Below are 23,221 nucleotides of genomic sequence, written 5' to 3' on the forward strand. Positions count from 1 at the left end.
TAGCAATCTATCACCTATACTCTAAGCTATGAAGCCAGTGACCCTACAGGTGGGAGTAAAAGTACTACTCGTCAATAACGATGGGCAATTCTTGTTTCTCAAACGTAACCAAGCCATCTACCCAGGTGTAAACGAGTGGGACATCCCTGGCGGCAGGATTGCCAACCATGAACCACTGCGCAACGCACTGGCGCGGGAAGTTCTAGAAGAAACGGGCCTAAAGCTGACCGGCGAACCCGTACTACTAAACGCGCAGGATATATTCCCCACTAGTAACTCAGTGCATGTCGTTCGGCTCACTTACAAAGCGAAAGCCAGCGGCACGGTGCAGCTTAGTAGTGAGCACATAGAGTACCAGTGGCTTACTTTAAATAACGCTCTCAAATACAACATCGATCCGTACATCCGCGTAGTGCTTACAGACCTAAAAATATAGTTTTATGGCTGCAATCAACACGACTACTTCTACCGACACAAAGAAAATCATCTGTGTAAGCCAGAAATGTTTATGCCTCATGAGCGACGACCATGCATAGACAATAAAAAGCCAGACGAGATAGCATATAACGAGCAGGTTTGGTACGCCAGCATTTTGCATAAATACAACCGAAAATAGTAGATATGCACCAGCCATAATCCAGGCAGTCACCTGATGAGCGTCTTTCAGGCTAATTGGTGCATGGAGGGTTTTTATACTAAGCGCAAATGCCTGAGCAATATCAAACGTTGCTGCAACTGCTAATATGCCCGCCGACCATCGTAGTTGTGTAGAAGGCCACATCCATAGAGCGAATATATAAAAGCATACGGCACCAATCACATGCATTGTGCGGTGCAATACTAGTGTGTCTTTGCCCGCAAGTGCGCTCTCGCTAATCGAGCGCCAAACCTTTCCTCGTTTACGTGCGATTGCAATGACTAATCCGTGCCATAGATTCACGAAGATCAGGGGAACAAGCAGTGCAAACTGCACTATACCTCCCCCCAATTCTCACCTACATGTACATCCACCTGCAACCGCACACCAAGCTCTGGATAAATATGTTCCATTGTGTCGACAAGCATTGTCGAAATGCTTTCTGCCATGTCCTTCGGGCACTCGATAAGAATCGAGTCGTGAATTTGCAGTAACTGCTCGGCCGCCTTGAATTGCTGGTCAATGTTCGACTGCACTTTTAGCATCGCCATCTTCATTAGGTCGGCTTCGGTGCCCTGTATCGGCATATTAGCCGCCGCTCGCTCCGCCGCAGAGCGAACAACAAAATTACTCGACTTTACATCTGGTGTCCACCGCCTTCTACCAAACAGCGTTTCAACAAACCCATCGTCGTGAGCTTTTTTGACTGTCGCATCAATGTACCTACGAATGCTCGGGCGTACCCGAAAATACTCGTCGATAAACTTTTGCGCCTCAGCGAAACTCATATTCGCCGCCGCCGCAAGGCCGTGCTGGCTCATACCATACAGCACGCCAAAATTCACAACTTTGGCCTTGCGACGCTGCTCTTTGGTAACCGCATCGAGTGAGACATGGTACACTTCGGCTGCCGTTTTTGCGTGAATGTCGGTGCCAGCATTGAAATCGTTGATCATGGCTGCGTCACCAGCCAGCACCGCAGCAAGACGTAGCTCGAACTGCGAATAGTCGGCGCTCACAAATACATTTCCCTTCTCGGGCACAAAGGCATTGCGTATTTGCCGGCCCAGCTCGGTACGAATGGGAATATTCTGAAGATTCGGGTCGGTACTGCTCAACCGCCCAGTCGCTGCCACGTCTTGCCGAAAGTCGGTATGGACTCGCCCACTTGCATCTGCTTGTTCGGGGAGCGTCCTGACGTAGGTATTTTGTAGCTTGGTGAGTTCACGAAATTGTTCAATTAGCTCAACTATGGGGTGCTGCCCGCGTAGTTTGTCGAGCTCTTTCTGGCCGGTGCTAAAGCCCGTTTTGCCCTTTTTTACTCCAGCCGTCGAAAGGCCAAGCTCGTCGTATAGTACCTCGGCTAGTTGTGCAGGGCTAGCGATATTAAACTCATGTCCAACCATCGCATACATCGACTTCTGAATCTCGGCAATGTCGTGCGTGAGCATGTTGTCCATCTGGGCAAGCTTGCTACTATCAAGTTTGATACCGCGATGCTCCATGCGTGCCAGCACCGGAATCAGCGGAAAATCCATAGCGCGCGCCACATACCCAAGCTCTGGCAACGCATCGAGTGCTTGTGATTGCTCACTATACAACGTCCAGATAGCACTAATTGCATACTTTGGATCGTCCACCGACTCAACACCTATAAGGTCGGCAAGTTCACGCGATTTACGCAGCGGGTTAAGCAAAAATGAACCCTGAGCCGTATCATGATGAACTTCGGGCAGCGTGGTGTGGCCCGCCGCCAGTAGCTGCTTCAGCAACACTTTCGTGTCGTGCCCCACAATCGGTACACTTGCGATAATCGCTACCGCACCCGCCACATTTAGCTTGGCCGCTTTGCCCGGCTCATGGCTCAGCCACAGGTCATCACCGTCTGGGTACACCACCAGTTCTTTCGCCATCGTTAGCAGGGCGAGTGCGTTCTTGCCCGTCAGTTCTTCGCTCACTTCCACTGCCGCTAGGTCTGGTGTACCGACGCTAGGGCTAGCGTCACGCATGTGTTCGGGCAGGTTGCGCAATAGGCTACGAAATTCCAGCTTGTTCAGCAGCTCTTTTAGCCGTGCGGTGTCGAGGTCGTGGGCATCCATGTCGTCAAGGTTCAGCGCTACTGGCGCATCAAACCACAGCTCGGCAACTTTTTTACTCACTTCGGCGCTTGCGCGCCCGGCTTCGAGTTTTTTGGCTACGCTATCTTTTACCTGCCATAGGTTCTCATAAATATTTTCAAGCGTACCAAACTGCTGCAACAACCCCACGGCAGTCTTTTCACCAATCCCCGGTACACCCGGTATATTGTCGCTGCTGTCGCCTTTGAGTGCCTTCAGGTCAAGGAATTGATCGACCCGTATGCCATACTTTTCCGTAAAACTTTCGGGCTTAAACAAATCGATATTAGTCAGCCCCTTTTTCAGTGCGTACACATGCACTAAGGGGCCAACCGTTTGCAGCGCGTCAAGGTCGCTCGTAATCAGGCAGGTCTCAATCCCCTGCTCACTGGCTTTTTTGGCCAGCGTCGCCATTATGTCATCGGCCTCATAGTCGTCCAGTTCGTACAGCGGCCACCCAAACGCTTCCAGCAACTCGTGAAGCACTGGTATTTGCGCATAAAAATCAGCCGGTGCTGGCTTACGCCCGGCTTTGTAGTCTGGGTAGATTTCGAGGCGCTTGCGAATGTTTGTCTTGGGTTTGTCCCACGCGACGCACACATAGTCAGGCTTTAGCTTTTTATAAAGTTCCAGCGCCAGCGCCGCAAAGCCATACACGCCACCGGTCGGCGTGCCATCACTGGTACTTAGCCCCGGCATCGCATAATAGCCGCGATAAAACACGCTCTTGCCATCGATAATCACCAACCGCTTTGTCATACCGTATAGTATACCACTCACAGATACGTCGGGTGGTGCAGCAACATCATATTTGCTAGTTTCGTATCAAGTCCTAGTAAGGTAAACTAGAGGTATGAACGATGAAAAAACTGTCAAAATTTTGGCCTTTGTATGCCTAGCTGGTGCTGGCAAAACCAGTGCCGTCGACTATATTACCGCAAAAGGCGTGCCCAAGGTCTACTTTGGCGGCGTGGTACTCGACGCCATGAAAGAAGCGGGGCTGGAGTGGAATGAAACTAACGAAAAAGAATTCCGTGAAGGTATTCGCAAACGAGAAGGCAATGATTTTGTCGTCAAGCGTATCATCCAGCAAATCCACGACCTAGTCAATGCTGGGCAGCATCGCATCGTCGCCGATGGTATCTATTCGTGGACAGAATACAAAGCTATGAAGCATGAATTTCCTGGTGAACTCACAGTTGTAGCGGTAGTTGCCCCCAAACACCTGCGCCACCACCGGCTCACCACGCGCCCACTACGGCCGCTCACAGTTGAGCAAGCCAACTCGCGTGACTGGGCCGAGATCGAAAACCTCGAAAAGGGTGGCCCGATCGCTATCGCCGACTACTATGTCCACAACGATGGCAGCATAGAAAAATTTTATACTCAAATCGATTTTATACTCAAAGCTATCAACTTCCTCGACTAGCGTATAGCTTATGTTATACTGTAGCTAATTAATCACTTAAGGAGTTCTTATGGACCAAACACCAAACCAAGATCAACCACAACCAATTGAGCCACAGGCACAACCCGAAGCACAGTCTCAGCCAGTACCTACTCCTGTTGGAGCACCCGAGTTCACACCTGCTCCCGCCCCCGCAACTCCTACTCCTATGGTACAGGCAGAAAACCCCGGTAAAACACTCGGCATCGTCGGTATTGTCCTCGCATTGATCGGACTCGCACCTATTGGCTTAATACTCAGTATCGTGTCGCTGCTAAAATCATCAAAGGCACATGCTTCTAAGACACTCGGTCTTATCGGCGTCATTCTCAATGCACTCGCCGTACTACTAATGCTTCTCCTTATTCCGGTTATTATCGTCGCGACGGTTGGCGTCCAAGACCGGACTAAAGACGCGTCTGCTCTCAACTACGCGAATGACGTTGTTAGAAAAGCGGAAGTATATGGTGTCGAAAACAATGCGTATCCCTCATCAATTGCTGACTTTAACTCAAATAGCCTCTCAAAGCTTACTAGCAAAGAGTATACCGTCGTCGATGGCCAACCCACGAAATACAATGAGGTCGGCTACGAACTTTGTAGCGAAGACAAGGCTGTCATTTATTACTACGTCACCACCGAAAATACCGTAAAAGCCGTCGCTTCAGACGGTTCCGGTACCGGCTGCTAAGCGCTCCTTGCCTTAACAAAATATCCTCGTGTTTAGAGCGAGGATATTTTTTGGTAGAATAGAGCCTACTGCAGGTATTCGTATAGCTTCTTCGCGTCTTTATGCTTGCGCAGTTTTGCCAAAGCTTTGGCCTCAATTTGGCGTATGCGCTCACGCGTAACAGCAAATTCTTGCCCGACCTCTTCGAGCGTGTGGCTCTTGCCATTTTCTAGGCCAAAACGCATTTTGATGATTTTCTGCTCGCGCTCACTGAGCGTGCTCAGCACTGACTGTACTTGTTCTTTTAGCAGCTGGCTGCTCGCCGACTCTTCGGGTGTAGCACTGTCTTCATCTTCGATAAAATCACCAAGTACCGAGTCTTCATCTTCACCATCACGTCCCACGCCAGCGTCGAGCGAACTAATGTCTTGCTTGATTTTAATCACGTACTCAACCTTGTCCGGCTCCATTTCAAGCTCTTTGGCGAGTTCTTCAATAGTTGGTTCGCGGTTTAATTCCTGCGTCATGCGGCGCTGAGTACGTAGCAACTTGTTAATCGTTTCAACCATGTGTACAGGAATACGAATGGTGCGCGCCTGATCGGCGATGGCACGGGTAATCGCCTGGCGAATCCACCAGGTTGCGTAGGTGCTAAATTTAAAGCCTTTGTCTGGATCGAACTTTTCTACCGCACGCAGCAAGCCAGTATGGCCTTCCTGTATGAGGTCAAGAAAGTCTAGTCCGCGGCCGCTATAGCGCTTGGCGATACTCACAACCAGACGCATATTAGCCTCGGCCATCTTATCTTTGGCTTTTTTGTCGCCGGCAACTACTCGCTGAGCAAGCTCGAGTTCTTCTTCGGCGCTCAGCAGCGGGATCTTTCCGATTTCACGCAGGTGCAGCCGTACCGAGTCATCGCTGATATCATCGAAATACTGCCCGCTGTTAAGTACGTCCTCAGGCGTATCCTCGTCTTCATCTACTAGCTCATCAGGGGCTGGCTCATCAAATTCCGGAACAATTAGTTCTTCCTGCTCTTGTTCATGTAGGTCAATTGGTACTTGGTCATCGTTTGCCACGCGGTATCTCCTTGATTAGTGTGTTGAGCGTCACCCGCAACTCGGTCGCCTGGGGTTCATTGCCCTCAGCCTCGGCGTTACGAAGTTGCTCAATTAATTCTTGTTGTCGGTGTTTCTTGTGTTCGGTTTCAATCAGCCGTAGTAGGCGCGCGGTTTCATATACTCGTTCTCGAGCATCCATACCACCGTAGCGCGCCTCGGCACGTAATAGTAGTATTTTTACATACGTGTCATATTTTTGCAACTGTTCTGGCGTTTCAGTCAGTACCTGACCGGGATGAGTTGCGAAATAGCTTGCCACGGCGCGCCGCTCATCACCGATAAACATGTCGAGGTTTATGTGCCCAAATGCATCCTGGCTCGGCGCGTCGAGGCAAGTCGCTGCCAGTACGTCATCTTGGTGAACCAGTAACTCTGGTGTCGGCTCGATAGACGTAGCTTTGACGGGCCTCAGTGGCTTTTTATCCGTTGGTTCTTGGGCTAATTTGGTTCTGACGGCCTCTAGTGAACTGCCTGTCATCTCTGCGACGATACGCTCGTAGTGTTCTTGCTCAATAGGATCGCCAATAAGCCGTACGACAGCAAGTGCTGCGGTGGTAAAAGCTCGCTTCCCAGCGGCTGATTGTATGTCAACCCGCGCCCTATATTGTTCCAACACCCAATCGACTGCTGGTTGTTTGGCGTCAATCGACTGCTGCCATTGTCGCGGGTCACTTTTCACCAATTCATCGGGGTCTTTCACTCCTGCCGGCAACGAAATGATAGCTAACTCCACTCCAAGTTGTCCAGCAATGCCAATTGCTCGTTCAGTTGCTGCTATCCCCGCCTTATCGGCGTCAAACGCCAATCGCACGTCAGGAGTTAATCGCTTCAAGGCTCTTAAATGATGTTCGGTCATTGCCGTGCCAGCAGTGGCGACAACCTGTCGTATGCCCGCCTGGTGACTGCTTACCACATCGAGATTGCCTTCGACCACCACCACATACCCCTGCGCCCGGATGGCTTCTTTAGCTTGTGAAAAACCAAATACGTGCCGGCTCTTGTCATAAAGAAGCGTTTGTGAAGTGTTAAGATACTTCGGCGCACCCGGTTCATCGGCAAGTATACGACCCGTAAAGCCGACCACCTGGCCACTCGCGTCCATCAGTGGTACCATCATCCGCCCACGAAACATATCACCCCCATAGCGATTGGTTAATCCAGCGTCAGCCATTTCTTTTTTACTAAAACCACTTTTCGCCAATGCCATTGTCAGAGCATTCCCAGTATCGGGTGCATATCCCAACATAAACCCTTGCACGACCGCTTTACTTAGCTCACGCTTTTTAAACACGTACTCCATTGCATGCTGGTTGCGCAGCAAGCTTTGCTGATAGTATGTAGCTGCTAGTCGATTTGCCTCAAGCAGCCGCCTCTTGCGTTTGGCCAATTCTTGCGCATTTTGGTTCTCGTATAAACTTAGATCGACGCCGGCTTTTCGCGCTAAATGCTCCAGCGCCGCACGAAAATCCATGCCTTCGACTTCCATCACAAAGGCGAACACATCACCGCCTTTGTTACTACTAAAATCATGCCAAATATTCTTGTCGGGGCTGACAAAAAAACTAGGAGTTTTCTCGCCACTGAATGGGCTGAGTCCTTTGAAATTACGACCCGCACGCTTGAGCTGGACGTACTCGCCAATCACATCTTCAATTGCAAGCTTGGCTCGCACCTCCTCTTTCGCGTCCATGAAATTATTATAGCATTCTTTACCTCTGTTACTGTTTATGGTAAATTGGAACTATATGTTTCCCAACCAGGCGCAGCCCTCACAGCAACCACCCACCTCGGCACCCGAGCCAGGTTCGGGACTGCCGCCAGTACTCAATCATTCCGGACCTGTCATACCGATTGACCCCAACCCGCCACAACTAGTGGCTAGTGAGCCCGCTCCAGATCCGCCGCAGCCATCAATCGTGCCTGTCGGCGTAGCTAACGCTACCCCAGAGGACGCTCAACCAACAGTCAGTAATCTGAACATAGACTACCTCAATCAAATTGCACCAACACAACAAAAAACCGTCAATCGTTTTGCCATATTCGGACTTATCGGCGGTGTACTCATGGCTGTTGTAGTTTTTTTGATAATTGTCGCAAACAGTGGCCCACCTAACATTAGTGCGCAGACTATAGCATTAAAACAGCGTATCGCTACTTTACAGTCAGTCGCCGACACCCAACAGCCCCATATCCAAGACAACGATCTTAGCGTCGCCAACTCAACGCTTTCCTCGACACTTACCTCTATGGCGACCGATCTTTCTGGTGTCATGAAAGCCAAGAATGTCAAAACAAACGAAAAATCAGCAACGGGAGCAACCGAAAAAACCTACGCGGCATCACTGCAGAAAAAACTCGACGATTCGTATCAGCGCGGAACGCTCGATCGTACGTATGCGCCCCAAATGACCTATGAGCTCACTGTGCTACGCACCAAACTCAAACTCCTCCGCTCATCGAGTGGTGGCAGCAAAACAGTAACGTCGTTTTGCGATACATCACTTACCAATGTCGATGCAATCTTAAAAGCCTACGCCCGAAGCACAACACCTAGCAAATAGTACCTTACTCGGTCACAAGTCGATGGCTTAGACGTGCTAAGTCTTTAATTTCGTCACTGCTCAACTGCCCGCTACAGATTATAGTGATCCAGTGCTTTTTGTTCAGGTGGTAGCCTGGTAGCACCGTTTCATAGCGTTCGCGGAGCGTTTGCGCGAGCAGAGGATCACATTTTAAGCTAACACGGAGCGGACTGCTACCGTCAGCGATCAACGCAAACATTTTTTCTTCTTGGCCGGGCACATCCTTATGACCAACTTTGTACACGCTTGTGCCTTCGCCAAACGGAAAATCAAGCCAGGCACCGGGCAGGCTTAGCAAATAAATTTCAAGTTCTTTATGCGTCATCACGTATCATTATATCGTATAGCAAAAATGCCGTGCACTCCCCCTTTATGGTGTAAGAGTGCACGGCAGTGTTCCTATGGCATGTACCAGCTCGGCGGCGTGGGCGACTGACTGCCCTGGCGAGCGAGTGTGTCCCGCCACGGGTAGGCATGAGTACGCCAGTATTCTACCAGCGCTCCTCGCTCCCAGCCGCAATCGGCTGCCGATGCCATCCAGGGCAGTGGCGGGTGCTCGTCACCCGGGTAGGCGCGCACCACCACTGGGTTCTGGACGGTCCCTACCAGGTGTACCGTGAACCAAGAGGTTTTGGGAACCCAGCGCCGCTTCACGAAGGGCGAGAGCCCGCGCGACTTGGCGTGATGACCAGCGTGCTCGGCCCAGATGCGCTGCTCACGTGCGCGAGCTTCCACCACCGGCAAGTACAGCCGGTAGTCCATGGCCTCCGTGTCGAGCCGTACTGTCTCGACGATGTGCTGGTCGCCGTCCCACGGCTCAACGCCCTCCAGGACTTCCTGGACCAAAAGCGGCCAGCGGCCACCCGGCGCGAACAGCGGCGCAATATCGGCAAAGGGTGCCAACCCTACCGGCGCATTGCCAAGTTCCCACGGTGTCACACGAACCTCATTGAAGCGCGACATTGGTCGCCTCTTTCTCTTGTTGGAATAGGAACATTCTCGGTACCATTGTGCTGGCACAAAGTCTAACTTACATTATACAATAAATTCTTTATAAATCAATACTTACCTTTACCAAGATAGTAGTGCAGCTCCTCTATGCTGCCCCGTATATCTTCGAGTGCCCGATGCGCCTCGGGTTTAGCGAACTTTTTACCATATTTGCCTTCCATCACCACTTTCCAGGCACTGACATCGAGCATGCGGTAGTGCAGCCGCTTCGCAAACTTCGGCCACCACTGGTCTATAAACTTTCGGTCTTGGTGAATTGAATTGCCTGCTAGTAGCACTGGCCCTTCGCCACAGTGTTCATCGATAAATGCCAGTAGTTCTCGTTCCACAGCGGCTTTCGTTTTAGTGGTAGCTCTATTCTGGGTCATTAACTGCTCGCGCGAGGCTGGCGCTTCCTCATACCAAAATTTTTTGTTCAAATCAAACCGCGCCTGGACATGCTTAGAACACCAATGCACCGCACCTTCATAGGTCGCAACTTCTTTGAAATCCCAATCTGTCACCACAGCTGCGATTTCAAGCGGGTAGTCATTCACCGGGTCAAGCCCCGTCATTTCCATGTCCACCCATAGAATACGTGTCGGTTTAAAAGCAGTCTTCGTCATGGCACCAGTATAGCACCTCTCGCTATCTGTCTGCGAAACAGGTATAGTAGCTCCATGCTACGACCCGATATTTCCCAGCATCTAACGAATTTACTCGAGGCGTCCGACCATCTTAATGCTGTTGTCACGATCAGTGGACCAACAGCAGCCGGCAAGTCACTGCTCGCGCAAATGATTCACGATGATTTCGGGTGCAGCGTTGTTATCCATACTGACGATTACTACCGCAGCGATGAAACCATGCCTCCAGAAGTGTATGTTGGTGACGAAATTAACTACGACCACCCCCATGCCATTCAGCTCGGCCGCCTCGCTGGCGACTTAACATCCCTCACCGCTGGTTTGCCAGTGATTAAACCAACCTACGATATGAAGAAGGGTCAGCCTGGTGCCGCCGAAATAGTAGCGCCGCGCGAGCTCATTATCGTCGAAGGCTTAGTTGCTAACCACCCCACCATCCGCGCGCTCAGCAACTATGCCATCCTTGTCACTGCTCCCAAAGATATACGACTCGCACGACGCATTGAGCGCGATCTAAAACGCTACCGACGCCCAGCAAAACAAACGAAAGCTATTTTCAACGAGTTTACCCAGCCATCGTACTTTGCCTATCATGTTGCCAACGATGCGACGGCCAACCTTGTTGTTGACTCAAGTGAAGCGTAATCTCGCCTACAACACAATCAGCGCAGCATCGCGACGGCTTATTGCAAACAAATAGTAGTAACCACTCTTACCGTCTACGTGCGACCCGATGGGATTTAATCGACAGACGCTAAAGTCAGGATGGCTTTCCTGCCACCGGCGTAATATCAGCCACAGCTCATCCATGAGCGCATAGTAGCGATTACCCCACCCCGATGCAATCTCGGGCAATTCCTCATCGCCATTCGGTACGCGTTTATGCCAGAATGCTTCAAGCGGCAACGGCAAGCGAAAATTAATGACAACACTGTCATTGGGCGCAGTAGCGAGATCCAGCTCTTCGCCGCCAAGTGATTCCTCAAATTCACTCGGAGAATTGAGCGTCACGCGTGGTTCATGCCAAGCGCGTTTCACTAGCGAGGCGCCAATGTTCTTTGGAACTGGGTCTGGGTAATTCCGCTCCCCAAGCTTATCCAAAAAGCGCGCCGCGTAACCGACACGTAACTCGTCGGCCAACTCCTGGGCAGCACCAATCAATTCACTATCGTGTATCTCTCGCTCAAGCCGGTTCTTTCCTGTGCGATGATAGGTCGTATGGACGTCACCATCAACCCCGCTCGCATAAAGGATACGCGACTGGGGATGATGAAAAGGTAATTCTGTTGAAGGACGCTGTTTCATGTAATCTGTTCAATATATTAGCATAAAAGGAATAAAAAATCAAGAGGCCGCATAGCATTGCGGCCTCTGTGGGTAAACGATCTGAAACTTAGTCTTTTTTCTTGTCAGCGCGATCGAGTTTGAGTAAGTGGACGATAGCGTACACGACAAAAGCAACTGCCAGCAGACTGATGAGTGAGCTGACAAATGCGCCCCAAGTAAAGGTACCCATGCGATCACCCACCTTCACGGTGAATTCAGCAGCTTTTAGGCCCTCCTGTGAGCCAATCATCAGCTGGACAAGCGGATCAATGAATGCACCAACAAGCTGCTTCACTGTATCGCCAGCCGCAGTACCGATTGCTAGACCAACAGCCAACCCCACGACACCCTGCTCACGAATGAAGGTCATAAACCCGCCTGCGTGGCCTTTTACATTTGCCTTTACCATGATAATAACTCTCCCGTTATTGCTTAGTGATAGCTCGTATTATAAGAGCATACCGTAGCTAGTGACAAGCCCTACATACGCTCTGGCACGCTGATGCCGAGAATTCCAAGCCCATGTGCGAACACGTGGCTCACTTTTTCTAGCAAATCAAGCCGTGCCGACTTTTCTGCTTCACCAACTTCTTGAGTTGCGATCGGCGTCTGTTCGTAGTACCGGTTCATTTCGCGTGCCAGATTGTACAAATACGCAGCCACCCTATGCGGTTCAAGCTGCTCGGCAGCTATGCGTACAACTTGCGGGTAATCAAGAAGTTGAGCAACAATTGCCTTCTCGGGCTCATAGTCATATACGCCCATCGGCGTACGCTCAGGGTTGTCGCGTAACAATTTGTTTACTCGAACCGCAGCGTATTGTACGTAGGGACCGCTCTTTCCGCTGAGCGCGAAAATTGTGTGCCAGTCGAACAATATGTTAGTCCGACGATCGGCCACGAAGTCCGTGTACTTAACCGCACCAAGCGCGATCTTCTTGATATCATCAGCACCAACCTCACGATCAGCCGTTACCTCGCGCGCCTTTTGCTCAGCGACATCGAGCAGTTCTTCCATCAGCACCACACCTTTGCGGCTGCTCATTTTTTGGCGCACGCCGTCGTCGCCCATTTGATCAATCACCCCAAACCACAGATGGTACAGGTCAGTGGTAATACCGAGCTTTTTGGCCATCGCAAATAACTGTGAAAAATAAAATTGTTGTTCAGCGCCTACGCAATATACTACCTTGTCTGGGTGCCATTCGTTCTCGCGAAATAGTATCGTTGCCAAGTCAGTTGTGGCATAGAGCGCAGCACCATTGGACTTTTGTACTAGTAGCGGCACTTCAAAACCAGCATCTTCGAGTGGCACGATCACCGAACCGTCACTGTTTTGCGTCGCTACACCAGACGCTATCAGCTGCTCAACCGCTGCTTTACCCTTTGGCACAAAAAACGATTCACCATATTCGTAGTCAGTCGATAGCTCAAGCCGTTCCATCACGGCATGGATATGCTGCATCGAAATTGTTTTAAAGCGGTTGCTATACTGACGCGCTTCTGGGTCATCACGCTCGAGTCTGAGTAGCCATTCCTGAACCTCATCGGCCATCGCACGCCCACCTTGTTCGGCTTCTTCCTTGAGCGCGTTTTTTGTTTGTATGTACATTCTTCCAAGCTCGTACACACCATCTCTCTCTAGTGCTTCGTCACTGCTAAACCGCTGGAACCCCACTACCCATATGCCAAACGGCGCACCCGCATCACCAATATGGTTGTCGGTTATTACCCGCCATCCTGTTACCTCGAGTAATCGCTTAGCTGCCCACCCTTGATTACCTGGTCGCAGATGTCCGACACTATAGGGTTTGGCAACATTGGGGCTAGGAAACTCAACAACCGCCAGCCTACCCTCACCATCCTTAGAGCTGCCGTACTGGGCTGACCATTGGCTGGCGAGCGAGTCATACAGCTGGCGAGCCGAAACCCGCAAGTTGATAAATCCTGGTCCAGCGATTGTCACCTCATTGCACGTACCCGCCTGTGCTAGTGCTGCCCCTAGTTGCTCAGCGATCTCGCGCGGTGACTTGCCAAGCCTCCCAGCAATCTGTAACGCGATATTCGTCGCGTAGTCACCAAACTGCAAATCAGGACGCTCTAAACGAACAGTAGCCTCAATGCCATAGAGTTCTGTGATTGTGCGTTCGATCTGCTGCGCGAGTTGCTCCATACACCCCAGTATACACGACCTTAGCGAGGTGGTGACGCTACTTGGGCTATACGCGTCTATTGATCGATATCGTTATGATCGACAGGTGTCCCCTCGGCTTGCGGTGGCAGTGCGCCCTCACGCTGCATCATATCCCGCTGCATAGCGAGCCGATATCTTTGTAGCTGTTGTTGACGCATCTTGGTTTCCTCGTTCACGCGCCTTCCCTCTGGCGTATTCACGTCATCACAGCGCTTGATCAAATCGGCAACATCGTTCGACTTGTTAATACCCAAGACTTTCTCAAGCCGACTCAGTACTTCGATTGACCTTGCAACTTCTCCCGCCACAACCAACTGCTTAATACGCGAGGCGTCGGCTGGCATATCGCCGTTTGAACAATACACATAACCGCTCTCTTGCTTATATCCCGCTTCAGATAGTGCCTCCATAAGAACCGTAGAACTAGGTGCAACAGAGTACCGTCCCACATGGTCTACATATGTAGTTATGCCGTTATTTGTATTGAATGTACCTACCCTGCCCACGCGTTCACGTACAATCTGTACCTCAAATTGATGCTCAATACCGTAAACTTTGGTTTCGACACTAGGGCTATCACCTGTGAACACGCCGCAGTCGTCAATACGCACGCCAGCCATTATCGCAAGCTCTGGGGGTAGATCAATACGACCCAGATTCTTTTCGATCGCAACTTTGGCGCAGTCTACCATACTTGCAGTCACCTCACCAAGAGGCATAGCCTCGATTTCAGCCGTTACTAATTCAGCACCATGTAACTTCTCGTTACTCGAGACCGGTACCTCACTGTTATTCCAATCTCCCTGGGGTGTATCTTGTTGATGATCAAATACCTCTATATCTGCCATACGCGCTCCACTTTATGCTTATACTTATAATTGTATACTAGTGGGCCGAGCGTTGAAATAGACTATTCACTGTCGCCGATGTATTCGGACTGTCGATAAACTGATGCCGGGGTTGCGCCGCGCACGTGCTCGAGCACATATTGCAGCGCACTTGCATCGTCCATGGTAAATTCTTCGGTTGCTTCTGTGTTAATTTTTTCTTCTGCCATGATTTCATTATAGCATAATCATTACTAAATGTCAATCTTGCTTGACTTGCTCAGCTTGTACCCTTATAGTCTAGGCCATGCAAAAACCAGTTACTGTCAAGGCATATGGGTTTATACCGCTCACTAGGCAAACATACAGTATCATGCAAATAATTGTCTTGTTCGGAGCAGCCCCGCTACTTCTTGCCATATGTGCGCTTAACTACTACTTCTCGAACGACCAAAATCTATGGATGTGGTTAGGGCTGCTAACCGTTACGGCCATCGTCGGAGAAATTGTTGAAACCGCTGTCATGCTGCGTAAGTTTAAGCAAAAAGAGCGACAGCTAGTGTCTACACGCAGCGATCAACCCGACAAATAGTGGGTGCGCGCGAGTCGGACGGCTACGAAATTCCGGGTGTGCTTGAGTCGCAATAAAATAGTCGTTTTCGGGCGCTTCCACATATTCAACCAGCTTGCCATCTGGCGACATACCACTGAACACCAGGCCCCCGCGTTCAATTGCAGCTGCAAAGTGCTGGTTCACTTCGTAGCGGTGGCGATGCCGCTCAACGATATCCTGCTCTTTGTAGAGCCGATACGCCAATGAGTCGATTGTCAGGTGCGCCGGGTAGTCACCAAGACGTAGTGTACCGCCGGTGCTTTCTTTGCCCTGCTGGCCATCCATGATATACACCACATCATCCGTAGTATCTGGAGCAAATTCGGTACTGTTGGCGTGCTCGAGTCCGGCCTTACGTGCAGCGGCGATGACCGCTACCTGGAGCCCTAAGCAAATACCAAGATACGGCACGTTATGATCGAGTGCATAACGTGCCGCAGCGATTTTGCCCTCTATCCCACGCTTACCAAATCCACCCGGTACGAGCAAACCGTCAACTGTCGCAAAATCTGTCTCGCTGGCCGTTTCGGCATTGATCCATTTAACTACCAGCTCGACATCCTCGCGCCAAGCGGCACTTTTAAGCGCTTCGAGTACGCTAATATACGTGTCTTCATTATCAAGATACTTCGCCACCATGCCGATGGTGACCTTTTTGTTTTTCACAGCCTTCTGCCGTGTCACGAGGTCAGTCCATTTACTGAGGTCTGGCTTGTTATAGTTAGCGGTAAATTTATCAAGGATTGGCATCAAGCTGCTCGATGCAATCTTCTCAGGGATACGAAACACGCTGTCGACATTGGGCATCATCAGTACTGCTCGCTCATCGACACCACCAAACATGGCAATTTTCCGCGCAATAGATTCTGGCGCAGGCTCATCAGTGCGCACAATCACGACATCGGGCACGATACCAAACCCACGTAGATCATTCAGCGCGTTCTGTGCCGGTTTACTCTTGAACTCTTTACTGGTGCCGATGTACGGGACGTACACGACATGTACATAAAGTGCGTTTTCACGCCCCACTCGGCGCCCAAACTCACGTATCGCTTCGACAAAACTAAGGCCTTCATAGTCGCCCACCGTACCGCCAATCTCCACAAAGTGCACATCGCTTTCCTTGCTTGCTTCGACAATGGCAGACTGGATTGCACCCGTGAGGTGCGGCACCAGCTGAATGGTCTTGCCACCAAACTTTCCCGCTCGCTCATCAGCGATTAGGTTGCTCATCAGTCGGCCCTGCAAGGTGGCATTTTTTTGAGTTAGTTCAATGTCAAGAAAGCGCTCGTAGTGGCCAAGGTCAAGATCAGTCTCAGCGCCATCTTTCGTCACAAAGCACTCTCCGTGCTCAGCAGGATTAAGTAAACCCGCATCTACATTGAGATACGGGTCACATTTTTGAATTGAAACGGCGGCACCTTTAGCCTGCAACACTGCGCCGATGCTGGCCGCAGTTATGCCCTTTCCTACCCCGGAAAGAACTCCCCCCGTCACGAAAATATATTTTGTCTGTTTGCCCATCGATGATTGCTCTTCCATGGGATTTCATTATAGCATGACGCCGCTACGACACACTATATCTAGCGTAGGGTGTTGTTCATTCTACTCTACTGGTGGACAAAGGTCTTTAAAGCTGCGTACCTACCGTCGGTTGTGGGCACACTTACTGCTCGTTATTATTGCCCGCGAGCCAACAAAAATCAACTACCCAAGTCTGCTATACTAACGATATGAAGGCAAAGTATACTGTCGGTATCGTGGCTGCGGTCGCAGCAATTGGCGCAGCGATCATTCTCATCCAGCAGAGGCCAGCACAAGCTCCTCACAAGGTTCTCTCGCCATCGACGAACACCACTGTCACGCCTATAGCTACCACGACGCCCGCTCCCGGACGCTACACCGACTACTCACCAGAGGCAATGAGTGCGCCGAATTACACCGAGACCATCCTTTTCTTCCACGCACCTTGGTGTCCAGAGTGCCGCGCCTACAATAGCGTACTAACAACTACGCCGCCGCCGACAGGCGTCCAGATTCTCAAAGTTGACCATGACAGTTCTACTGATCTGCGCAAACAATATGGTGTTGTTGTACAAACAACGTTTGTCAGAATTACACCTGCCGGGGAAAAGATCTCCGTCTGGCCGGCATATGGGAAAGAAAAATCTATCCAGGCGATTTTGGATAATACATAGATGGTACTGTTTCTTGCCGCGCTGCTTGCGGGTGTGTTCTCTGCGCTTTCCCCCTGCGTCCTGCCGCTTATCCCCATGATGCTCGGTACGCAGACACAAGGCGGGGTGCGCCGCAGCCTCCGTGTGCTCGCCGGGCTTGGCTTGTCGGTCATTGTATTTAGTATTCTCCTCAAGTCCACGACGCTGTTTATCGATATCCCCCGTGAAGTCTGGCAGTTCATAGGTGGCGTGATAATTGGGTTATTTGGGGCATCACTGCTGTGGCCGAACGCGTGGGAGCAGCTAGTCCTCAAAACTGGGTTCGCCACTAAAGCCCAACAACTCATGTCGACCTCCTCCTCTGGGGCCGGCAATACCAAAGATTACCTGCTCGGCGCCAGTCTTGGTCCGCTTTTCAACGTCTGCAGCCCTACCTACGCGCTAATTGTGGCGACAATTTTGCCCGTCGAACCACTCCACGGGCTACTCCTGCTCGTTATTTACACTCTCGGACTAACCGCCACTCTTTACGCAGTTGCCGTCGGCGGCAGCCAGATTACCCATAGGCTCGGCTGGACACTCAACCCGCATGGCGCCTTCCGGCGCATAGTCGGCGCCCTACTCCTAGTAATCGGTATCGCCATCATATTCGGCTACGATAAACTATTCCAGACTGCGCTCGTATCGAGCGGCTTCTTCGACTGGCAGATCCTCGTCGAATCATTCCTCGCACGCTAGCCCTATACGACTGTCAGCCAGATCAATACCAGGTTGAGCAGCACTACCAGCGCGGTAATCGCACCGAGTATCATCGACACAAGGCGTGAGTTTGCCTGGTCGCCCATGACACTGCGCCTCGCCGAAACGATCGTCAGCGGCACCAATGCGAATGGCACCCCAAAACTCAGCGCAACCTGCGAAATAATCAGCAAGAACAGTGGGTCAAAACTAACTACGAGCAAAAATAACGCCGGTATCATGGTGATCAAGCGTCGTGCCCACAGTGGCACAGGCACCCGTATGAGGTCTTGCATCACCACACTCCCCGCCTGGCTACCAACCGCGGTGCTCGCAAGACCCGATACCAACAACCCGACAGCGAATAGCACCGCAACCAGCGGCCCAAGCCGCTCGCCAAGCGCAGTAAATATATCACCAAAGCTATCTGCACCGGTTCCACCAAGCACCGCCGCCGCTAAAAGTAACATAGATATGTTGACCGTACCAGCAATCGCCATCGCCAAACCCACATCTATCTTGGTTGCGTGTAGATACCGGCGTAGCTCCCGGGGCTTCACTTTGCCATGTCGATCACGCGCTAGCGCCGAATGCAGGTACACGACATGCGGCATGATAGTAGCACCGATCATTGCTGTCGCGAGCAACAGGGTTTCTTGTCCATCAAAGCGTGGCACCAGCCCACCGAGTGCGCCACCAAGGTCAGGCGGATGCTGTAATAGTCCCGCAAAGAATCCAATGGGGATAATGACCAGTAGTGCAACGATCACTCGCTCAAAATACGGTTGGCCTTTATGACTATAAACGTACAATAGCGCCATCGATACGATGCCGACGATAAGCCCGCCGAGCGGCAGCGGCAGCCCAAACAACAGATGGAGCGCTACCGCGCCACCAACAACTTCAGCGATATCGGTCGCAACTGCCACCAGTTCCGCCTGCGCCCAGTACAGCCGCCTGCCCCACCGCGGCAGCCGCTCGGCCACTAGCTCGGGCAGCGACTTGCCAGTGACAAGCCCTACCTTCGCGCTCGTATACTGCGCCAGCGCCGCCATAAGGTTGGCGAGCACCAGCACCCATAGCAGCAAAAACCCATATTTTGCGCCTGCGCCAAAATTGGCCGCAAAATTACCTGGGTCGACATAGGCCACCGCCGCCACAAACGCCGGGCCGAGTAGCCGTAGTATCCTTCGCCACTGTCGCCGCAATCTCATACCCCTATTCTACACGCATCGACCCCTATTAGGTAGTTGACTTTTTATAGCGTTTATGCTACGATAAAATAAATCAACCCAATTACAAAACAAACACTATGCCCACACCTGCTAGCATCGATCATACGCCCAAACAAAGTCTGAAGGACAAAATCAAGAAGCTGTTGGGCATGACTGCGTTATCTTTCCCTATTGAAACCCCCCCTGCCCCGACTGAAGCGACAGATACGCACACTCCTCCCATGGCTATAGAACAGCAGACGCCCGAGGCCGAAGAAAGGCGTACAGCAATTATCGCTCAAAACGACGCAGAAGCAACCTATGCGCCGCGCCGCGGTGCTAGCATTACTACCTATACTATAAGTGGTATACACGATTTCGACACGTCATCTTACCGTATCGATATTCTGCCTAGTAATGCAAAGCCAACTCCTGAGCAAATTGCCCTAGCCATGGAGCGTGAACATGTGGTCAAACATATACCGAAACTTCGCGAGCAGGCGCAAGATGAAAGTAGGACAAACCGCATCAGCTTTACGTTTTGGAACGAAACATACACAATGACTGAGGGCGAGGCACTGCGGCACACCGTTGATATGTTGCGCTACATTGTGGCCCATGGTCGAGGCTCTTACGAGCGCCGCAAGGCAAAGAGTTTCTTAGACGACATGTCATTTGTTGGACGGAAAGAATACCAAGAAGCTGCCCGTGGCATTGCCGCCTATTGGAGGAAACTCCTTGATGATGACCCCACATTAACACTTTATATCGTGGGAGATGGCATAAGTAACAATTATGCGGCAGTTAAAAGTGACCAATACCTCTTTAATACAATACTTGGTAACTTTAGTGACAGCCAGCTGGCAGAATATGCCGATCGCCTCGTTCAATATACCGATGAAACTAGAAGCGCTATAAAATCTGGCGACAACTACCGGGTAATTTTGCTTGACGATTGGATCATCAGCGGAAGCCAAATGAATGATGCTGCGCATTATATTATGAATCGTGTACCGCAGTGTGACGCCAGCCGTATTGAAATCCACAACGTCATCGCTACTCCGCAACGTGTTGCCATTGGGCTCCAGCCAGGGAATTACGAGTGGCGCGAGGGGCTACGCCCGATTGTTCGGTCATACTACCTGGCAAACGAGGTTGACACAGTGTATGCATCACGGAGTGGCGCGCATATATCTGGCGCACACTCAACTGTGGATTTTGACTTCCAAGACCCGCTCGATGATCTCATACAAAACACGTGGCTAAATAACTGTGACCGCAAACTCGAAGCACAGCGTTCACTGGCATTTCTCACCAAAGTCGTACGCGTTTACTACGACCCACACTTCCGCCTCAACAACATCAAGCGACTCCAAGCCATAAAAGCAGCAAATGTCTCTACGGGCAAATTACCCGCATATGAAGTTGTGTAGCTCGTACGAAGCTATTGACTTTCTATTATTTCTATGCTATAATGAAAAGGTCGATGTGTTGGGTAAGCGATCGATGTTTGGATCTGACGGAGACATTGTCTCTCCAGGGTCAGACCATTCCCAACGTAGCTCGGACGGGCAAGCCTGTACTGAGCGCTAAGGTCATTACCCTGCTGCCGCGTTCCTATCTCTGTGAAACTACTTGTCATATGCAGAGAGAACGCCCAGTGAACCGACCGACAAGTCGCCTCACCAGGTACGGGCGGTCGCCGCAAAGCGACAACAGACCTTGGCGTATTGCTGGTATCTGCCCGTGGGGGGCAGAAGGCCAGAAACGTCCATCCCCCGCAAGGGGCCAGTGCAGCCTTGCACCGGCCCCATTTTCTTTTTCTTCGATAGACATGGAAAAGGCGTACCGCTCCTGGTGGGAAACGGTACGCCATAGCAAGGGTCAGTGATAGTCGCGAGCTCGCACCGGGCCAGTGCCCGGCGTCCAGGCATGCCCGTTGAACTGGCGGTACGTCCCGGCGCGGAAGCCGTTGAACAGCCACCAGACCACTGGCACAGCCACTGCCGCAGCGGTAGCGGCGAACAGCAGGCTGTGCGTGAAGTACCACACCGCCGTTGCAATCACCGTGATGGTGAGCACCCTGTAGATCGGGCGACGAAAGAAGTTATACACGCGGGCATTCCACCGATAAGCCCGCATGCGCTTTTTGTAGTCATTTTTCACACCCTTGGCACCCCGTCCGTCACGGGTGTGAAAAAAGTCGAACTGACCTGGTTGCGACATAGCGCCTCCTTGAAAGAACATCCCAAACCCAATGTTCGGGAAGACTATTTGAAATTATATCATTTTTATGAGAATATACAATACTCTACTGCAACTGCTTCCCAAATACTTTGGGCACTGGGTCACCAAAGCGTACTTCGGGTACGTCAATCACCCCGCGTACTGTCATACGGGGGAACATGCGCTGGTAAATCACATCGGCACCGCCGAACACCACCGCGGCCCAATCAAAGCCAAGTAGGCCAGCGGTTTTTTTGACAGCTGCTTCTGATTCGCCCTCGATCTCGATATACGGGTTCATCCACGGCCACTCGTCGATCACCACTTCACACTCCCCTAGCTGCCAGGTTTCACGTTTGCTCTCTTGGTAAGTCTGCACCATAAGTCCGCAAGCTTTTAGAATTTCGAGCGCGGTATCAAAACCACTCACAGGTACTTCGTGCTCGCTCGCGCTGTGCGCTTGGTCGCCATGAAACTGCTTGTAGGTAAGCGTCACTTTATCGCCTTCGTCGCGCAGGCGCACAAAAGCATCATCGCGTGCCATCTGCTCGGTTTCTATGAGTACGCGGCGCATGAGGCGCATAGGTGCGGTGCACGAGGCGCCTGCCCTAGTCAGTCGCGCACGAACATCGTCTATGTCTATATCCATAAATTTCGCTTCAATTTCTGGCTTCATACTACCTAAGTATAAGCTACTCTTCAAAACTAGTGGGAAAGTCATTGAGACTACGATAGACAATCGGCCGGCCAGCTTTCTTGGCGTTGTCGATGCCATACCGCATGCCGCGGCTAATACCGCGGTCCATATACACCACGGTACGCTCGGCAAACATACCGATTGCCAGGCCAGCCTCAATCCCAATATGCCGTTCAATCGGCACCGTGTCATCAAGCATCTGCGTGTACAGCAAATGGCTAGCAAACGGCGCCTCGTGGTGACGCATGAGCGCGTCGCGCATCGCCGCCATCGCGTAGTCGTGGTTGGCCCGTAAGCCCTCTTCAGTATCGGCCGCAAACGGGCTTTCTAGTAGTACAAATGTTGGTGGCCGTTCCTGCTGCGCGCTCATTATTCTCCCCTGTGACGTCCACCCAAACCTATTTGTTTTGTATTGTACCACAATAAAATATGGCCGTGTGCGCTCCTTGCGGATACACACACGGCCGGGGGCACCCTACAGATCGTTGACGTTCGTCACCTCACCGCGGGGCAGTGAGATGACGTCACCATTGGCTCGTACGGTGACCATCCCTGGTAGCTGCTCGGCCTGTGCCTCGTTCATGACGCGAATGCGGAACACCCGGCCCACCATGAATGGCGGCGGGTCGTAGGCTTCCACCATCTGCACCTCGAAAGGCCGACTGGCGATGAGCGCGTCGAGTTCGGCGATGCGCGGATCGTCGTCGCCACACTCGGCGAGTGCCTCCAACCGCGCGGCGATGTCCGGGTCGAGCACCTCGAGCCCGCCCATCAGCCACAGGGTGTAGCTGGCAGTGACCAGGACGTAGTCGTCAACACGCGACAGACCGAAGTGGTCGTCCAGAGCGATGAGGGCTGCGAGCGTTGTCGCTGGCTCCTCGTCGAACCTGTTGGTGCCGACCTGTTCAGCCGCCGCACCCAGCGCGTCGACAAGCCCGTGGCCGAACACTAGGTCATTGGTTGATGCCATTGAAATACACCTGCCTTCTGAATTGTAGG

General features: G+C 51.6%; 27 protein-coding genes. 9 read left to right on the forward strand and 18 right to left on the reverse strand.

The features are described 5' to 3' along the window. Nucleotides 1-28: 28 nt before the first annotated feature. Nucleotides 29-436 carry an NUDIX domain-containing protein gene (locus IPM09_04375; GenBank protein QQS21725.1) on the forward strand — a complete coding sequence of 136 codons (408 nt, stop codon included), beginning with the start codon at nucleotides 29-31 and terminating at the stop codon, nucleotides 434-436. Here the strand turns inward: IPM09_04375 and IPM09_04380 are convergent. Continuing rightward, the gene (locus IPM09_04380; protein ID QQS21726.1) at nucleotides 425-973 is read right to left on the reverse strand and encodes a hypothetical protein; all 549 of its coding nucleotides are present in this window, start codon (nucleotides 971-973) and stop codon (nucleotides 425-427) included. The genes IPM09_04375 and IPM09_04380 overlap by 12 nt on opposite strands. After that, nucleotides 973-3,513 carry a DNA polymerase I gene (locus IPM09_04385; protein ID QQS21727.1) on the reverse strand — a complete coding sequence of 847 codons (2,541 nt, stop codon included), beginning with the start codon at nucleotides 3,511-3,513 and terminating at the stop codon, nucleotides 973-975. The genes IPM09_04380 and IPM09_04385 overlap by 1 nt, the downstream gene beginning before the upstream one ends. A gap of 94 nt (nucleotides 3,514-3,607) precedes the next feature. Here IPM09_04385 and IPM09_04390 point away from each other — a divergent pair, with 94 nt between their 5' ends. Both IPM09_04390 and IPM09_04395 read left to right on the forward strand, forming a co-directional pair. Continuing rightward, nucleotides 3,608-4,183: a dephospho-CoA kinase gene (locus tag IPM09_04390; protein ID QQS21728.1), complete on the forward strand. Its 576-nt coding sequence runs from the start codon at nucleotides 3,608-3,610 to the stop codon at nucleotides 4,181-4,183. A 49-nt stretch (nucleotides 4,184-4,232) separates the two neighbouring features. Next, nucleotides 4,233-4,892 carry a hypothetical protein gene (locus IPM09_04395; GenBank protein QQS21729.1) on the forward strand — a complete coding sequence of 220 codons (660 nt, stop codon included), beginning with the start codon at nucleotides 4,233-4,235 and terminating at the stop codon, nucleotides 4,890-4,892. Nucleotides 4,893-4,957: 65 nt separating this feature from the next. Here the strand turns inward: IPM09_04395 and rpoD are convergent, their stop codons facing one another. After that, a complete protein-coding gene (gene rpoD / locus IPM09_04400) occupies nucleotides 4,958-5,950 on the reverse strand; it encodes an RNA polymerase sigma factor RpoD (protein ID QQS21730.1) in 993 nt (330 codons plus the stop codon). Further along, a complete protein-coding gene (locus IPM09_04405) occupies nucleotides 5,937-7,682 on the reverse strand; it encodes a DNA primase (protein QQS21731.1) in 1,746 nt (581 codons plus the stop codon). Before IPM09_04405 ends, rpoD begins: the two co-directional genes overlap by 14 nt. Before the next feature lie 55 nt (nucleotides 7,683-7,737). On the opposite strand from IPM09_04405, the gene IPM09_04410 reads away from it, so the two are divergent. After that, nucleotides 7,738-8,553, forward strand: a complete 816-nt coding sequence (locus IPM09_04410; protein ID QQS21732.1) for a hypothetical protein — start codon at nucleotides 7,738-7,740, stop codon at nucleotides 8,551-8,553. A gap of 4 nt (nucleotides 8,554-8,557) precedes the next feature. Here the strand turns inward: IPM09_04410 and IPM09_04415 are convergent, their stop codons facing one another. The 3 genes from IPM09_04415 to orn all read right to left on the reverse strand — a co-directional run bounded on the left by IPM09_04415 (nucleotide 8,558) and on the right by orn (nucleotide 10,190). Continuing rightward, the gene (locus IPM09_04415; GenBank protein QQS21733.1) at nucleotides 8,558-8,899 is read right to left on the reverse strand and encodes an MmcQ/YjbR family DNA-binding protein; all 342 of its coding nucleotides are present in this window, start codon (nucleotides 8,897-8,899) and stop codon (nucleotides 8,558-8,560) included. Between the two features lie 74 nt (nucleotides 8,900-8,973). Beyond that, a complete protein-coding gene (locus IPM09_04420) occupies nucleotides 8,974-9,309 on the reverse strand; it encodes a hypothetical protein (GenBank protein QQS21734.1) in 336 nt (111 codons plus the stop codon). A gap of 323 nt (nucleotides 9,310-9,632) precedes the next feature. Beyond that, complete coding sequence (gene orn, locus IPM09_04425) at nucleotides 9,633-10,190, reverse strand: oligoribonuclease (GenBank protein ID QQS21735.1); 558 nt, start codon at nucleotides 10,188-10,190, stop codon at nucleotides 9,633-9,635. 54 nt (nucleotides 10,191-10,244) lie between these two features. Here orn and IPM09_04430 point away from each other — a divergent pair, with 54 nt between their 5' ends. Continuing rightward, the gene (locus IPM09_04430; protein ID QQS21736.1) at nucleotides 10,245-10,856 is read left to right on the forward strand and encodes a hypothetical protein; all 612 of its coding nucleotides are present in this window, start codon (nucleotides 10,245-10,247) and stop codon (nucleotides 10,854-10,856) included. Between the two features lie 6 nt (nucleotides 10,857-10,862). Here IPM09_04430 and IPM09_04435 read toward each other — a convergent pair whose 3' ends face one another. The 5 genes from IPM09_04435 to IPM09_04455 all read right to left on the reverse strand — a co-directional run bounded on the left by IPM09_04435 (nucleotide 10,863) and on the right by IPM09_04455 (nucleotide 14,787). Further along, a complete protein-coding gene (locus IPM09_04435; protein QQS21737.1) occupies nucleotides 10,863-11,516 on the reverse strand; it encodes a hypothetical protein in 654 nt (217 codons plus the stop codon). Between the two features lie 88 nt (nucleotides 11,517-11,604). Next, nucleotides 11,605-11,946 carry an MscL family protein gene (locus IPM09_04440; protein QQS21738.1) on the reverse strand — a complete coding sequence of 114 codons (342 nt, stop codon included), beginning with the start codon at nucleotides 11,944-11,946 and terminating at the stop codon, nucleotides 11,605-11,607. 71 nt (nucleotides 11,947-12,017) lie between these two features. After that, a complete protein-coding gene (gene argS, locus IPM09_04445) occupies nucleotides 12,018-13,709 on the reverse strand; it encodes an arginine--tRNA ligase (GenBank protein ID QQS21739.1) in 1,692 nt (563 codons plus the stop codon). Nucleotides 13,710-13,765: 56 nt separating this feature from the next. After that, complete coding sequence (locus tag IPM09_04450) at nucleotides 13,766-14,578, reverse strand: hypothetical protein (GenBank protein ID QQS21740.1); 813 nt, start codon at nucleotides 14,576-14,578, stop codon at nucleotides 13,766-13,768. Nucleotides 14,579-14,640: 62 nt separating this feature from the next. Continuing rightward, entirely contained in the window at nucleotides 14,641-14,787 is a 147-nt protein-coding gene (locus IPM09_04455) for a hypothetical protein (protein QQS21741.1), read from the reverse strand. Nucleotides 14,788-14,864: 77 nt separating this feature from the next. Here IPM09_04455 and IPM09_04460 point away from each other — a divergent pair, with 77 nt between their 5' ends. After that, a complete protein-coding gene (locus IPM09_04460) occupies nucleotides 14,865-15,149 on the forward strand; it encodes a hypothetical protein (protein ID QQS21742.1) in 285 nt (94 codons plus the stop codon). Here IPM09_04460 and IPM09_04465 read toward each other — a convergent pair. Then, nucleotides 15,114-16,712: a CTP synthase gene (locus IPM09_04465; GenBank protein QQS21743.1), complete on the reverse strand. Its 1,599-nt coding sequence runs from the start codon at nucleotides 16,710-16,712 to the stop codon at nucleotides 15,114-15,116. The genes IPM09_04460 and IPM09_04465 overlap by 36 nt on opposite strands. Nucleotides 16,713-16,903: 191 nt before the next feature. Between IPM09_04465 and IPM09_04470 the strand changes: the two genes are divergently transcribed. Together IPM09_04470 and IPM09_04475 are read left to right on the forward strand one after the other, a co-directional pair. Beyond that, nucleotides 16,904-17,368, forward strand: a complete 465-nt coding sequence (locus tag IPM09_04470) for a thioredoxin family protein (GenBank protein QQS21744.1) — start codon at nucleotides 16,904-16,906, stop codon at nucleotides 17,366-17,368. Further along, nucleotides 17,369-18,085 carry a sulfite exporter TauE/SafE family protein gene (locus IPM09_04475; protein ID QQS21745.1) on the forward strand — a complete coding sequence of 239 codons (717 nt, stop codon included), beginning with the start codon at nucleotides 17,369-17,371 and terminating at the stop codon, nucleotides 18,083-18,085. It begins immediately after the preceding gene. A 2-nt stretch (nucleotides 18,086-18,087) separates the two neighbouring features. Here IPM09_04475 and IPM09_04480 read toward each other — a convergent pair whose 3' ends face one another. Beyond that, complete coding sequence (locus IPM09_04480; GenBank protein QQS21746.1) at nucleotides 18,088-19,299, reverse strand: Nramp family divalent metal transporter; 1,212 nt, start codon at nucleotides 19,297-19,299, stop codon at nucleotides 18,088-18,090. 98 nt (nucleotides 19,300-19,397) lie between these two features. Between IPM09_04480 and IPM09_04485 the strand changes: the two genes are divergently transcribed. Beyond that, nucleotides 19,398-20,732: a hypothetical protein gene (locus IPM09_04485; GenBank protein ID QQS21747.1), complete on the forward strand. Its 1,335-nt coding sequence runs from the start codon at nucleotides 19,398-19,400 to the stop codon at nucleotides 20,730-20,732. Between the two features lie 451 nt (nucleotides 20,733-21,183). Here IPM09_04485 and IPM09_04490 read toward each other — a convergent pair whose 3' ends face one another. From IPM09_04490 to IPM09_04505, 4 genes are all read right to left on the reverse strand, one after another. Next, nucleotides 21,184-21,525, reverse strand: a complete 342-nt coding sequence (locus IPM09_04490) for a hypothetical protein (GenBank protein ID QQS21748.1) — start codon at nucleotides 21,523-21,525, stop codon at nucleotides 21,184-21,186. Between the two features lie 85 nt (nucleotides 21,526-21,610). After that, nucleotides 21,611-22,201, reverse strand: coding sequence for a CYTH domain-containing protein (locus tag IPM09_04495; protein QQS21749.1), 591 nt, complete (start codon nucleotides 22,199-22,201; stop codon nucleotides 21,611-21,613). A gap of 16 nt (nucleotides 22,202-22,217) precedes the next feature. Beyond that, nucleotides 22,218-22,592, reverse strand: coding sequence for a hypothetical protein (locus IPM09_04500; protein QQS21750.1), 375 nt, complete (start codon nucleotides 22,590-22,592; stop codon nucleotides 22,218-22,220). A gap of 105 nt (nucleotides 22,593-22,697) precedes the next feature. Continuing rightward, the gene (locus IPM09_04505; protein ID QQS21751.1) at nucleotides 22,698-23,192 is read right to left on the reverse strand and encodes a hypothetical protein; all 495 of its coding nucleotides are present in this window, start codon (nucleotides 23,190-23,192) and stop codon (nucleotides 22,698-22,700) included. Between the last annotated feature and the right edge of the window lie 29 nt (nucleotides 23,193-23,221).

The organism is Candidatus Saccharibacteria bacterium (assembly GCA_016700015.1).
GTDB lineage: Bacteria > Patescibacteriota > Saccharimonadia > Saccharimonadales > Saccharimonadaceae > Saccharimonas.